General features: G+C 61.9%; 9 protein-coding genes. 6 read left to right on the top strand and 3 right to left on the bottom strand.

Features of this window, described 5'->3' with window-relative positions:
* Positions 1–84 precede the first annotated feature (84 nt).
* Both DW151_RS04650 and DW151_RS04645 read left to right on the top strand, forming a co-directional pair.
* On the top strand, positions 85–1,164 hold the full coding sequence (locus DW151_RS04650) for a Gfo/Idh/MocA family protein (protein ID WP_118334709.1): 1,080 nt from the start codon (positions 85–87) through the stop codon (positions 1,162–1,164).
* Positions 1,165–1,167: 3 nt separating this feature from the next.
* The gene (locus DW151_RS04645) at positions 1,168–1,914 is read left to right on the top strand and encodes a DeoR/GlpR family DNA-binding transcription regulator (protein WP_117778548.1); all 747 of its coding nucleotides are present in this window, start codon (positions 1,168–1,170) and stop codon (positions 1,912–1,914) included.
* A 451-nt stretch (positions 1,915–2,365) separates the two neighbouring features.
* Here DW151_RS04645 and DW151_RS04640 read toward each other — a convergent pair whose 3' ends face one another.
* Positions 2,366–3,025, bottom strand: coding sequence for an RluA family pseudouridine synthase (locus DW151_RS04640; RefSeq protein WP_233543350.1), 660 nt, complete (start codon positions 3,023–3,025; stop codon positions 2,366–2,368).
* A 15-nt stretch (positions 3,026–3,040) separates the two neighbouring features.
* Positions 3,041–5,536 carry a U32 family peptidase gene (locus DW151_RS04635; RefSeq protein WP_118334707.1) on the bottom strand — a complete coding sequence of 832 codons (2,496 nt, stop codon included), beginning with the start codon at positions 5,534–5,536 and terminating at the stop codon, positions 3,041–3,043.
* 299 nt (positions 5,537–5,835) lie between these two features.
* Here DW151_RS04635 and DW151_RS04630 point away from each other — a divergent pair, with 299 nt between their 5' ends.
* Positions 5,836–6,213: a RidA family protein gene (locus DW151_RS04630; protein WP_055285184.1), complete on the top strand. Its 378-nt coding sequence runs from the start codon at positions 5,836–5,838 to the stop codon at positions 6,211–6,213.
* 112 nt (positions 6,214–6,325) lie between these two features.
* Here DW151_RS04630 and DW151_RS04625 read toward each other — a convergent pair whose 3' ends face one another.
* Positions 6,326–6,982, bottom strand: a complete 657-nt coding sequence (locus DW151_RS04625; RefSeq protein ID WP_233543349.1) for a transcriptional regulator — start codon at positions 6,980–6,982, stop codon at positions 6,326–6,328.
* A 352-nt stretch (positions 6,983–7,334) separates the two neighbouring features.
* Here DW151_RS04625 and DW151_RS04620 point away from each other — a divergent pair, with 352 nt between their 5' ends.
* The 3 genes from DW151_RS04620 to ygfK all read left to right on the top strand — a co-directional run bounded on the left by DW151_RS04620 (position 7,335) and on the right by ygfK (position 13,428).
* On the top strand, positions 7,335–8,729 hold the full coding sequence (locus DW151_RS04620; RefSeq protein ID WP_055285183.1) for a uracil-xanthine permease family protein: 1,395 nt from the start codon (positions 7,335–7,337) through the stop codon (positions 8,727–8,729).
* 195 nt (positions 8,730–8,924) lie between these two features.
* The gene (gene ssnA / locus DW151_RS04615; protein ID WP_118334706.1) at positions 8,925–10,280 is read left to right on the top strand and encodes a putative aminohydrolase SsnA; all 1,356 of its coding nucleotides are present in this window, start codon (positions 8,925–8,927) and stop codon (positions 10,278–10,280) included.
* 148 nt (positions 10,281–10,428) lie between these two features.
* Entirely contained in the window at positions 10,429–13,428 is a 3,000-nt protein-coding gene (gene ygfK, locus DW151_RS04610; RefSeq protein ID WP_118334704.1) for a putative selenate reductase subunit YgfK, read from the top strand.
* Positions 13,429–13,430: the final 2 nt, after the last annotated feature.

Raw genomic sequence — 13,430 nt, 5'->3', positions numbered from 1 at the left:
CGCAAAAACGCGCACAGAAGCGCGTGTTTGTGCGAATATAGAGCTGTCAGAAAGCAAGGCGTTCTATGACACAGGAGGCACATAATGGCAGATTCCAAGCAGGCTCCGCTCGACGCCGCGGCAGCCGCCAAAGCAGCGTTCGCTTCGGTCCAGGACAAGCCGTTCCCCGACGATATTTTTACGGCTCCCGAGCTCCATTGGGCCGTCATCGGTTGCGGCGTTATCGCCAACCAGATGGCTCAGTCCCTTGCTCTTGCCGGTCGCAAGCTTGCGGGCGTCGCCAACCGTACGCCGTCCAAGGCTCAGGCTTTTGCCGAGCAGTATGGCATCGAGAAGGTCTACGACACGGTTGAGGACCTCTACGCCGATCCTGGCATCGACGCCGTCTACATCACTACCCCGCACAACACTCATATCACCTATCTGCGCGCTGCCCTGGCAGCCGGCAAGCACGTGCTCTGCGAGAAGGCCATTACCCTCAATTCCGCTGAACTCGATGAGGCCCGTGCCATTGCCGCCGAGCACAACGTGGTCCTTATGGACGCTACCACGGTGCTCCACATGCCCTTGTATCAAGAGCTGCGTCGCCGCATGGATGCCGGCGAGTTCGGCCGCATGAACCTCGCTCAGCTCAACTTTGGTAGCTACAAGGAGTACGGCGACCTGACCGACCGTTTCTACAATCGCAACCTTGCCGGCGGTGCCATGCTCGATATTGGTGTGTATGCCCTGTCCGTCATGCGCCTGTTTATGGCGAGCCAGCCCGCCGAGGTCGTGTCTCTAGGCAACACCTGCGAGACTGGAGTCGATGTTGCGGGCGGCATCGTCTGCCGCAATGCCGAGCAGCAGCTGGGCGTCGTGAGCCTTACGCTTCACTCCAAACAGCCCAAGCGCTCGGTCATCAGCTTTGACAAGTGCTACATCGAGGTCAACGAATATCCGCGTGCCGATCACGCGACCATCGTGTGGACTGCGGACGGCCACCGCGAGGAGGTCCACGCAGGCACCGAGGCTTACGCCCTGTGTTATGAGATGGCCGATCTTGAGAAGGCCGTTGCCGGCGACGACTCCAAGCGCGAGCTTCTGGATTATGCTTCTGATGTTATGGAGCTTATGACCAAGCTTCGCGCCGATTGGGGAGTCGTGTACCCCGAGGAGGAGTAAGCGATGCTTGCGGAAGATAGGCTCAACGCAATCGTGTCGATGGTGCAGCAGACGGGCTCGGTTACCGTACCGGAGCTTGCTGAGGCCCTGGGCGTGACGGCGTCTACCATTCGGCGCGACCTGCAGACGCTCAATCGCGCACACCGTATCGCCAAGGTGCACGGTGGGGCGACGAGCCTTGAGCGCGCGCACGTGACGCGCGACCTAACGCTTAATGAGCGCAGCGATCTCCATAACGACGACAAGGAACGTATCTGCGCCCGTGCGGCGGCGCTGGTGGAGCCCGAGAGCTTTGTGTACATCGACTCGGGCTCGACGACGCTCAGGCTCATCGAGCATCTTCCACACCTTGAAGGTGTCACCTATGTGACTGATTCCGTGCTCCATGCTCAGCATCTCGCTTTGCGCGGCATGCGTACCGTGGTGCTGGGCGGCGAGCTCAAACCCGAGACCGAGGCGCTCGTTGGCCCCGATGCCTTGGCAACCTTAGACCGTTACAACTTCAACTGCGGCTTTTGGGGCTCTAACGGCATTGCCGCCGAGCAGGGCTTCACGGCGCCCGATATCGAGGAGGCGCAAGTAAAGCGTATCTCGATGCGCCATACGGCCAAGCGCTTCGTAATCTCGGACGCCAGTAAATTTGGCATGGTGGCGCCCGTCAAGTTCGCGGACTTCCGCGATGCAACGATTATTACCGCAGGCGAGGTCCCCGCCAAGTACCGGGCAATGGACAACGTCGTCACGGTCTAACGGCAGGGACGGGCTAAGGCCAAAACCACCGCGAAGGTGCCCGTCCCCATTGTGGTGGTTAGTAATGAAAACTGAGTAGTTTTCTCAATAGAAAAGCGGCAACGTCCATTACGGGCGTTGCCGCTTTCGTTGTCTACCGGTTTAGTCTAAATCTGTAACAACTGGACCGCTTAAAGTGGGCTAGGTGTTACTGATTGAAATACTTCCGAATTGCGCCGTTCCTTTGTCTCAATCTGTAACATCTGGGACTGATTTTGCCGAGTTATTGTTACAGATTGAGATTTTCCCTTGAGGGGGATTCGAATGTCTCGATCTGTAACAGATAGACCGGAAAATGGGCTCTAACTGTTACAGATCGAGACGTTTTGGGACCGCGGCTGAGTCATCGTGGCGGTATGACGTTTGACCAGATAAAACCTGTCAAAATAAACCTGTCCCTTTTTGGCAGGATTTAGGGCTCCCAGGGGCAGGGGGCTTCGATGTGGATGTGCTCGCCGGTTACGGGATGCGTGAAGGATACGCTGTGGGCGTGGAGCATCAGGCCGCAGGGACGCGGCGTTCCGTACAGGTCGTCGCCAATCAAGGGATGATGCTCGCTTGCCAGGTGCACGCGGATCTGGTGCTTGCGGCCGGTGAGCAGCTCGACATCAATATACGAGCGCGTAGGCAGGCCACGGCGGCTCTTAAGGCGCTTGAGTACCTTGACGCGCGTCTGAGACGGCTTGCCGCTGGCGCCAACGCGCATCTTGCGGCTATCGTGGCGGTCGCGGGCGATAGGCTTGTCGATGAGCTTCTCGTTCCAGTCGATTTTGCCCTCGGCGAGCGCTAGGTAGTGCTTTTCGAACGCGTGGTCGATAATCATCTGGTCAAAGGCGGGCTGCGTCTGCTTGTCGAGTGAGAACAGCACCACGCCGGTGGTGTCGCGGTCCAAGCGGTTGAGCGGCTGCATGTCGGTCGCGGCAAAGCCGTCGCCCATCGCCAGCAGCAGGTCGCTGGCGTAGTCGGTGAGCGTGCGCTCGCCGGTGCCGTCGCCGTGGACGATCATGCCGGCGGGCTTGTCGATGGCCATGAGCCAGGCGTCGCAGTAGAGGACTTGAGGTTCTTCGTTCACGTGTAAGCCTTTCGGTTAGCTGATTCCCACAAACATGCAGCCCGAGGTGGCACCGCGCAGGCGGGCGGCGGGCTTGCGGCCGGCTTGCGCTGCCTCGACGGCGCGGCGGACGCGAGCGGTGGCGCGGCCCACCTCATCCGTCTCGAGCAGTGTGCCGTCCACCATAAGACGACGGACGCCGGCGTCGAGCAGCTGTGGTACCTGCGGCGTGAGGTCGATGGGGTAGGCGTCGTACAAGCGTGAGCGGCCGTGGATGTCGGTACGCACCGGCATGACCTTTCCGTCGATATTCTTGAGCGAGAGCTTACGGGCACGCAGGCGGCAGCTGGCACAATCGTGGATGCAACCGTTGGCAACCTGCAGAATGCAATGCTCGCTTGTCATAACGCGCGGGCGGCCAAAGACGGTGATGCCTAGAGCCGCGGGCGCGGCGGCGCCGAGCGAGACAATCTCGTCGAGCGTGATCTCGGGCGAGAGCCAAAACGCACCGGCTCCGCGCTCGGCAAGCGCCTCCATGCAGGGCGTGTTGTGCACCGGCAGGCAAGAGCGAATCTCGGCCGTGGCGCCAACCTGGGCGGCCAGGGCAAGCTCAGAGATGTTGCCAATAGCGACCGTGGCGCCGGCAACAACCCATGGGTCAACGCGGACGTGGTCAACGGCGCGGCAGACCTCGTCGAGTGCGGGCACAATACCCTGCTCAAATGCATCGGCAGGGGAGAGTCCGACAGCCTCGAGCGCGTCGGTGGTCATGTAGATGCGCGCTACACCCTCGGCGCGAGCGGCCTCGGCGGCCTCGAGCGAGGTGACGGTGGCGCAGATCTGCGGCTCATCGCGGTAGTGCTCGGGCGCGGGGCGGGAATCACTGGTTACAATCGCCGGCAACTCGAGCGCTTTCGCGCGCTCCTCGTACGGCGCCAGAATGGCCTCCTCCAATGCTTTACAGGCGGCAGCGCGCACCTTGTGCACGGCGGAGAAGCCCATACCGCAGCCCTCATCGAGCGCCACGTCAAAGCTCGCTGCGTCGAAGGGCGAGGAGCCCATGCGGCCCACATGCTCAACCAGGTCTGCCGCCTCGACGGCGCGGGTCTTGGCGGCCTCGACGGTGAAGCCCGTGGCGGTGGCGGTGAGCGCGGGGTTGTCACAGCAGGTGAGTGTGACGGTAAACGGCTCGCCCAGGCGCGCCACGACGGACACGTCAACAGCTCGGCGGCGCAGCACATCGCGCTTGAGCGCGGCGCCGGCGGCGTCGATGGCACGCTGACTGCGAATCACGCGGACGCGGCAGCCCTCGGGCATGCTGCGGGGCACGCGGCACTCGATGATGTCGCCGGCAGCGGCATCATCGGCGGCAATGGTGGTCAGGAACTGGTCAAACTCGTTATCGTGGCGAAGCTCCAGCAGGTCGCCCTTGCCCACGGGCTCAAACAGCTCAATGCGGGCGATGGCGGCGCGGCGACGGCGGTCGTCGGGCTTGAGTCCGCGTACATCGCGGTTGGCCAGACGGCTGCCCAGCACCGTGCCCACAATCTGGCCGCGGTTGTTGGAGCGCTCGTAGCTCATCATCTCGTCGCCCGAGGTGCCATCCTGGTAGGCGTGCGTAAAGTCGCGATTAAAGCAGCGTTTGAGCTGGCGCTGGCGGGCGGCATTCTCATCCTTAGAGGTCGAAACATCGGCAAGCATGTCATCAATCTGATGACGATACACGTCGACGATGGAATACACGTAATCGGGGGCCTTCATACGGCCCTCGAGCTTGAGCGATGCGGCGCCGGCGTCATACAGACGGCGAACAAGCTGCGACGTGTTGGTGTCGCGCGGGCACAGCGCGCGCTCGCGACCGGCAGGGGAGAGCGAGCGGCCGTTCTCGTCGATCAGCTCGTAAGGCAGGCGACAGGGCTGAGCGCACATGCCGCGGTTGGCCGAGCGGCCCGCCATGGCAAAGCTCGACAGCAGGCACAGACCCGAGTAGCAAAAGCAGATGGCGCCATGGCTAAAGACCTCAAGGTCCACATCGGGCGCGGCGTCGTGGATGGCGGCGATCTCGTCGATGGAGAGCTCGCGCGAGAGAGTCACGCGGTCGGCGCCCTGCTCACGGCACCAAAGGGTTCCGCGGTCGTCGTGGATGTTCGCCTGGGTCGAGATATGTGTCTCGATGCCGGGCATGGTACGCTTAACCTCAAAGAACAGACCCCAGTCCTGGATAATGAAGGCATCGGCGCCCAGCGTGGAGCAGCGATGGATGAGTTGCAGCGCATCGCCCATCTCGGACTGCTTGATGACGATGTTGACCGTGACGTAGACGCGCGACCCGGCTAGATGCGCGGCGCGGCAGGCCTGCTCAAAGGCCTCGTCGGTAAAGTTGGTTGCCTTGCGGCGGGCGTTGAAGCTGCCCATGCCACAGTAGATGGCGTCTGCCCCCGCGGCGAGTGCGGCGGCAAAGGGCTCGGGCCCTCCGGCGGGCGCCAAAAGCTCGGGCCTGCGGTTGGTGGTTCGACTGGCGGTTGCGGTCATATCCTGCCTTTCAAAATGCTCAGATATTCAAAAGTATAGTGGTGCCGTTGCGGCAGGCGATGCCCGTGCTCCAAGCGGGATAAAGTCTTCAGCAGCTTGGGCTGGCTGACCCCGTGGAGAACCGTTCAGCGGTTCGGGGAAACCGTTGGGCGATAAAATATTCTCGCAAGCTGATAATATTCTTGCATCAAACGGAAACCTTGAGTAATATCCCAATCAAGCGCGGTGTTCAGACCGAATTGTGCCTCCCGGTGCGAACGCCGCGCTCACGCTCTCTATTTGATCGTAAGGAGAAAAACATGAGCAAGACCGTCGTGTCTTCCGATAACGCACCCGCAGCCATCGGCCCGTATTCCCCCGGTATCCAGGCCGGCAACATGGTGTTCCTGTCCGGCCAGCTGGGCATCGACCCCGCAACCGGCAAGATGCCTGAGGGCGTCGAGGCCCAGGCCAAGCAGTCCCTCGCCAACGTCGAGGCCCTGCTGACCGCTGCCGGCGCCACCTTTGCCGATGTCGTCAAGACTACGGTCTACCTGGCCGACATCGCCGACTTCGCCGCCGTGAACGAGATCTACGCCTCCAAGTTCGAGGCCCCGTTCCCCGCGCGCAGCGCCTTCCAGGTTGCCGCCCTTCCGGCTGGCGGTCTGGTCGAGATCGAGGTCGTCGCCGCCCTCTAAGGCGTTGGCAACAACTAAACATGACATGCAAAAAGACCCTGCAGCGCGTGCGAGCTGCAGGGTCTTTTGTCAAGTGACGGATCGCTTGTGGGGCCGCGCTCCATTTTGCTCGTTAGCCCTCCTTGCGAACTTTTTGCAGGTAGCGGTAGACGCTGGGCTCCGAGATGCCCAGCGCGGTGGCGGCGCAGGCCACGGCGCCCTTGAGCATGAACACCCCGTTGCCGTTGAGGTGGCGAATGACGTCCACGCGGTCGCTCTGACCAAGCGACGCTACATCCAGCCCGCGCGCGCTCAGCAACTCGGCAATGCTGCGGTCGATGAGCTCCTGTGTGGACTCCGAAAGGCTTTCGACCTCGATAGGGGCGGGCTCCGTGCGCGTCGGCGCCGCGTCGAAGCACGCCATGAGCTGCTGCGCCATGGCGTTGATGGAGCGTACCGTGGAAAGGTCGGTGTTGACGCAGAGCATACCGACGATCTCGTCATTCTCGCGGATAAAGTACGTCGCTGACTCCAACGTCTTGCCGCCGGCACCGCGCCCCTCGTAGCCCGTAATAAACGGCAGGTCGCAATACTTGGGGTCGTGCATGATCTTGAGCGCCAGATCGGTGGCGGGACCGCCGACCTTACGGCCGCTCACGATGCCGTTGCGAATATCGACGATGGCGTGGTCGGGATCCGAGAAATCGTGCAGCACGATTTCGCTGTTCTTGCCGAGTACCTGCTCCAGAAAATCGACCATCGGCAAAAAGCGACGTACGGTCTCGTTCACGGGCAACTCCTTTGGGTGAAATCGGAAATGTTCATAACAATTTTTTCTCATGGTAACACGCTGCCCATCATCTCGTATATCCGCAGGTACATTGCGTAATGCAGACGAACGGTAGGAATTTAGCGGTAAACGGTTGACCAAAAGAAAAGTTAGATGTTATTTTGACCAGACACTTTCCTGACCTGCGGAAATGCGTGATTTCAGCTGAAGAATAGTCTGATAACAAAAAATTATTATTGAGAATGAGAATCATCTTTAATACGATATGCAATGAAGGCACAACCTCAACCCCGCACTGCGTCACAATAGAGCGTTAGATGCGAAAACAACTACTTCGAGGATTGGTGGTCAAATGACCCAGGAGACGGTTACGAACGGCACTGAAGCCCTGTTCACTCGCGAAGGCATGCCTCCCGTTAAGGAAATGATCCCATGTGCCCTTCAGCACGTACTGGCATCGTTTGCCGGCATCATTACCCCGGCGGTCATCATGGCCGGCGTCTACGGCTTTAATAGCCAGCAGAGCACCGACATCATCCAGGTCGCGCTCATTCTTTCGGCGATCGATACGGCCCTTCAGGCCTTCGCTCCCTTCCGTCGCATCGGCGGCGGCCTGCCCATCGTCATGGGCGTTTCGTTCGCGTTCCTGCCGGCCCTGCAGGCCATGGGTGCCTCGGGCTTTAGCTTTGGTGCGCTGCTGGGCGGCGAGATCGTCGGCGGCGCCGTCGCGGTCCTCTTTGGTCTGGCTTACAGCAAGATTAAGTGGCTATTCCCGCCTGTCGTGACCGGTACGGTCATCTTCTCCATTGGCGTCTCTCTCTATCCCACGGCCGTCAAGTATATGGCCGGCGGTATGGGTACGCCGCTGTGGGGCACTCCGCAGGCCTGGTGCGTCGCTCTTATCACCTTCGCCGTGGTCTTTGCGCTCGCCAACTTTGGCAAGGGCACGCTCAAGCTGGGATCCGTGTTCTTTGGCATGATCGTCGGCATGATCGTCTCCATCCCCTTTGGCATGATTGACTTCTCCAGCGTCGCCACCGCTCAGGTCTTCGCCCTTCCCAAGCTCATGCCCTACGCGCTCGAGTTTGATCCCGAGGTCTGCATTACCCTCGCCGTCGTGTTCCCCATGGTTGCCATCCAGGTTATCGGTGACGTCTCCGCCGCCTGCCTGGGCTCCATCGACCGTATGCCCACCGAGCGGGAGCTCTCCGGCGCTATCGTGTCCCAGGGCCTCACCTCTATGGTCGGCGGCCTGCTGGGCGGTCTTCCCACCAGCGCCCTTGGCCAGAACGTGGGCATCATCTGCTCCAACAAGGTCGTCAACAAGTGGGTCTTTGTGATCATCGCGGCCGTCTTTGCCATCGCCGGTCTGTTCCCGCAGCTCTCTGCCGTCCTTTCCGCTATCCCGCAGCCCGTCATCGGCGGCGCGACCGTCGGCGTCTTTGGCACCATCACCATGAACGGCGTGCGCATGTTCACCCGCGAGGGCCTCACGCAGCGTACTACCACCATCGTCGGCACCTCCGTCGTCTTTGGCCTGGGTATCTGGATGGCCAGCGGCTGCCTTGCCGGCGAGGGTATGCCCGCCTGGGTGTCCACCGTCATCGGCTCCAATGCCGTAACCCCCACCGCCATCATGGCCATTGTCCTTAACCTGATCCTTCCGCAGACGCCGGTCGTGGCTCAGCACATCGATGCTGCCAAGGACGCTGCCGTGGATCTGGTCTTGCCCGAGAGCAAGAAGTAACCAATTCGGTGCTATTCGTCGGCGGACGCATCGCCTCGTCCGCCGACGTCATGCGGCGTCAAGCCGCACTTCAAAGGGTTTGTCCCTTTGGTGAAGCGTTGACGGGAGAGGGCCCGTTTCCGGTGTAGGCCGGCGCTTCGCACTCCGCCATGTCAGAGGTGTCAAACCCCGCCCCTGATGTTGAAGGGAGCATCCATGCTTCTGGTCGCTAACGGTTCCGTCTTTACCCGCAACGCTCAGACCCCGTTCATTCCAAACGGTGCGGTCGCCATTGACGGAGATACGATCGTCGAAGTGGGCCCCGAGTGCGAGCTCAAGGCCAAGTACCCGGATGCCGAGTACGTCGATGCCCAGGGCAACCTCATCATGCCCGGACTTATCAACTGCCACACCCACATCTACTCGGGTCTGGCTCGCGGCCTTGCCATTAAGGGCTGCAACCCCACCAACTTCCTGGAGAATCTTGAGCAGCAGTGGTGGAAGATCGACGACAACCTGACGCTCGACGGCACCAAGGCCAGCGCCTATGCCACGATTCTGGACTCCATCCGCGATGGCGTCACCACGATCTTCGATCACCACGCGAGCTTCTGCGAGATTCCGGGCAGCCTCTTTGCCATTAAGGATGCCGCGCAGGAGCTGGGCATGCGTTCGTGCCTGTGCTACGAGGTCTCCGACCGCCGCGGTCAGGAAAAATGCGACCAGGCCATTGCCGAGAACGCCGAATTTGCCCAGTGGGCCGCCAAGGAGCGTCGCGATAACGACAACCACATGATCGCCGCCATGTTTGGCGGTCACGCCACCTTTACGCTTTCGGACGAGACCATGGACAAGATGGCCGAGGCCAACAACGGCCTGACCGGCTTCCACATCCATGTGTGCGAGGGCATGAATGACGTGTGGGACTCCCGCCTCAACCGTGGTGGCATCAGCCCCGTCGAGCGCCTGCTGCAGCACAACCTGCTGGGTCCCGACACCATGCTCGGCCACTGCATCCACGTGACGCCCGCCGAGATGGATATCGTCAAGGAGTCTGGCACCTGGCTCGTCAACAACCCCGAATCCAATATGGGCAACGCCGTGGGCTGCGCCCCCGTGCTCGAATTCTTCCGCCGCGGCATCCCCGTGTGCATGGGCACCGACGCCTACACCCACGATATGCTCGAGAGCCTTAAGGTTTTCCTGATCATTCAGCGCCACAACGCCGCTATGCCCAACGTGGGCTGGTGCGAGGCCATGACGATGCTGTTCGAGAACAACGCCAAGATGGCGAGCAAGTACTTCGATCGCAAGCTCGGCGTGCTTGAGCCCGGCGCCGCCGCCGACGTCATCGTCATGGACTACAAGCCCTTTACGCCGCTGAGCGAGGAGAACATCGACGGCCACATGCTCTTTGGCATGATGGGCAAAAACTGCCGCACCACCATCATCAACGGCCGCGTCCTGTACAAGGATCGCGAGTTCGTTGGCATTGATGAGGACAAGATCAACGCGTGGACCATGGCCGAGTCCAAAAAGCTCTGGAGCACGCTCAACGATCGCACGTACTAATTACAAGTAGATTCACGCGCGTCGGATGTTTCGCCGCATCCGACGCGCGTATAGGCGACCTCCGCGGGGTCGCCGGCGCTGTGCTAGCGCTACGCCGTATTTGCGCCCGCCGCGCGGTCTCGCCGGGCGTTACAGAGAGGAGCTCACTATGAGCGACATCATGAGGCCGATCCCGTTTTCGCAGCTGATGAACTGGATCATCGAGGAGCACAAGACCCAGGACGCCATCTTTGGCGTGCGCAAGATGGTCACGACCAACCAGGAGGGCGCGCTTCCCATTTTTGACGAGCGCATCGAGACTCCGTTTGGCCCGGCTGCCGGCCCCAACACGCAGCTGGCCCAGAACATCGTGGCATCCTACGTTGCCGGTTCCCGCTTCTTTGAGCTCAAGACCGTTCAGGTTATGGACGGCGAGGAGCTCTCCAAGTGTGTGAACAAGCCCTGCATTGTGGCGCAGGACGAGTGCTACAACTGCGAGTGGTCGACCGAGCTCGAGGTTCCGCAGGCCTTTGCCGAGTACGTGAAGGCATGGTTCGCCTGCCACCTGATCGCTCGCGAGTACGGCCTGGGCAGCCCGGACGGCTTTGTCTTCAACATGTCCGTGGGCTATGACCTCGAGGGTATTAAGAGCCCCAAGGTCGACGCCTACATCGAGGGCATGAAGGACGCCAGCGGCTCCGAGGTTTGGAACGAGTGCCGCACATGGGCGCTTGCCAACCTGGACAAGTTTGAGCATGTCGATGCCGCGTTTGTCGAGTCCATCCCGGCGCGCGTCTCCAACTCCATCACCGAGTCTACCCTGCACGGCTGCCCGCCGGCGGAGATCGAGCGCATCGCGACCTATCTGATCACCGAGAAGGGCCTCAACACCTACATCAAGTGCAACCCCACGCTGCTGGGCTATGAGTTTGCCCGTCAGCGCCTGAACGAGCTGGGCTTTGACTACATCGTCTTCGACGATACACACTTCCGCGAGGACCTGCAGTGGGCCGACGCCGTGCCCATGTTCGAGCGCCTGATTGCCCTGTGCGCCGAGCGCGGCCTGGAGTTTGGCGTCAAGCTGACCAACACGTTCCCCGTCGACGTGACGAGGAACGAGCTGCCCTCCACCGAGATGTACATGTCGGGCCGTTCGCTGTTCTCGCTGACCATCGAGGCCGCCCGTCGCATTACCGAGCAGTTCGATGGCAAGCTGCGCATCAGCTACTCCGGCGGTGCCACGGTCTACAACATCCGCGCCCTGTATGACGCCGGCATTTGGCCCGTTACCTTGGCGACTGACGTGCTCAAGCCCGGTGGCTACGAGCGCTTTAGCCAGATGGCCGGCGAGTTTACCGATCTGGATGGCAAGCCGTTCGCGGGCGTTTCGCTCGAGGCCGTGACGGCGATCCAGACCGACTCGCTCACCAACCCGCTCTACAAGAAGCCGCTGCGCCCGCTGCCCGACCGCAAGGTCGCCGGCAAGAGCCCGCTTTCCGACTGCTTTACCACGCCGTGCCGCACGAGCTGCCCCATCCAGCAGGATATTCCCGCCTATCTGGCGGCTGTTGACGAGGGCCGCTACGAGGACGCACTCAACATCATCATCGAGCGCAACGCCCTGCCGTTCATCACCGGCACTATCTGCCCGCATCCTTGCGGCCGTGCCTGCGAGCGTGCATTCTACGAGCCCGAGGGCGCCCAGATTCGCGCCAGCAAGCTCAAGGCCGCCCGCGAGGCCATGACCGCCGTGCTGCCCAAGCTGCGCGCCCAGGCTATCGCCAACGACGGTGAGCGCAACGTTGCCGTTATCGGCGGCGGCCCGGCCGGCCTGGCGACGGCGTTCTTCCTGACGCGTGCCGGCGTGCCCGTCACCATCTTTGAGGCCCGCGATTCGCTCGGCGGCGTGGTCCGTCACGTGATCCCCGAGTTCCGCATCTCGAGCGACGATATCTCCCACGATGCCGAGCTCTGCCTGGCCTTTGGCGCCAAGGTTCAGCTTAACGCTCGCGTTGGTTCCATTGACGAGCTCAAGGCCCAGGGCTTTACCGACGTGGTCGTGGCCACCGGTGCCTGGATGCCCGGCTCTGCGGGCTTGGGCGAGGGTGCCGAGCTCGATGTGCTGGAGTTCCTCGAGGCCGCCAAGAAGGGCGAGAAACTCGAGCTGGGCGAGGACGTCGTGGTCATTGGCGCCGGCAACACCGCCATGGACGCGGCCCGCGTGGCCAAGCGCCTTGCTGGCGTGAAGAACGTGCGCCTGGTGTATCGCCGCACCAAGAAGCAGATGCCCGCCGACGAGGAAGAGCTCGATCTTGCTCTTGCCGACGGCGTTGAGTTCTGCGAGCTGCTGGCGCCCAAGGCGCTTAACGGCTCCGTGCTGACCTGCGACGTTATGGAGCTCGGCGAGCCGGATGCAAGCGGCCGTCGCAGCCCCGTCGCCACGGGCGAGACCGTCGAGCTTTCCGCCACCACGGTGATCTGCGCCGTGGGCGAGGGCATCGATGCCAGCCTGTACGATGCCGCGGGCGTCGAGCACGACCGTCGCGGCCGTCTTGCCGCCACCTCCACCGGCGTCGAGGGCGTTTGGGCTGCCGGCGACTGCCGTCGCGGTCCTGCCACCGTGGTCGAGGCTATCGCCGATGCCGCCGAGGTCGCCCGTGCCATCGCCGGTGCGGACTTTAACAAGTACGCCGACTGCAACGAGCAGGCCGGCCGCGAGGACACCTGCTACGAGCGCAAGGGTACGCTCTGCCGCGACAAGCGCAACTGCACAAAGACCCGCTGCCTGGGCTGCGGCTCGGTGTGCGAGGTCTGCTGCGACGTGTGCCCCAACCGCGCCAACGTGGCAATTAAGGTGCCGGGCCTGGCCAAGCATCAGGTCGTCCATGTCGACGGCATGTGCAACGAGTGTGGCAACTGCGCCGTGTTCTGCCCCTACCAGGAGGGTCGTCCCTACAAGGACAAGCTCACCCTGTTCTGGAGCGAGCAGGACATGGAGAACTCCGAGAACGAGGGCTTCCTGGCCGTGGACGAGGACCACTTTAAGGTCCGCGTCGCCGGCACGGTCCGCACCGTCTCGGGCGATGCCGTCAACACCGGTCTGCCTGAGGCCGTCCGCCTGACCATCAGGGCTGTGCGCGACAACTATTCGTACCTTCTTAAGAAATAGGC

Source organism: Collinsella sp. AM13-34 (genome assembly GCF_003473055.1).
Taxonomy (GTDB): Bacteria; Actinomycetota; Coriobacteriia; order Coriobacteriales; family Coriobacteriaceae; genus Collinsella.
Note: the sequence above shows the minus strand (reverse complement) of the source record. Positions and strands in the feature narration are given on the sequence as shown.

Excerpts from the sequence above, each read along its gene's own strand:
- DW151_RS04650 (WP_118334709.1), top strand. The coding sequence starts at position 85 with ATGGCAGATTCCAAGCAGGCTCCGCTCGACGCCGCGGCAGCCGCCAAA.
- DW151_RS04645 (WP_117778548.1), top strand. The coding sequence starts at position 1,168 with ATGCTTGCGGAAGATAGGCTCAACGCAATCGTGTCGATGGTGCAGCAG.
- DW151_RS04635 (WP_118334707.1), bottom strand. The coding sequence starts at position 5,536 with ATGACCGCAACCGCCAGTCGAACCACCAACCGCAGGCCCGAGCTTTTG.
- DW151_RS04630 (WP_055285184.1), top strand. The coding sequence starts at position 5,836 with ATGAGCAAGACCGTCGTGTCTTCCGATAACGCACCCGCAGCCATCGGC.
- DW151_RS04620 (WP_055285183.1), top strand. The coding sequence starts at position 7,335 with ATGACCCAGGAGACGGTTACGAACGGCACTGAAGCCCTGTTCACTCGC.
- ssnA (WP_118334706.1), top strand. The coding sequence starts at position 8,925 with ATGCTTCTGGTCGCTAACGGTTCCGTCTTTACCCGCAACGCTCAGACC.
- ygfK (WP_118334704.1), top strand. The coding sequence starts at position 10,429 with ATGAGCGACATCATGAGGCCGATCCCGTTTTCGCAGCTGATGAACTGG.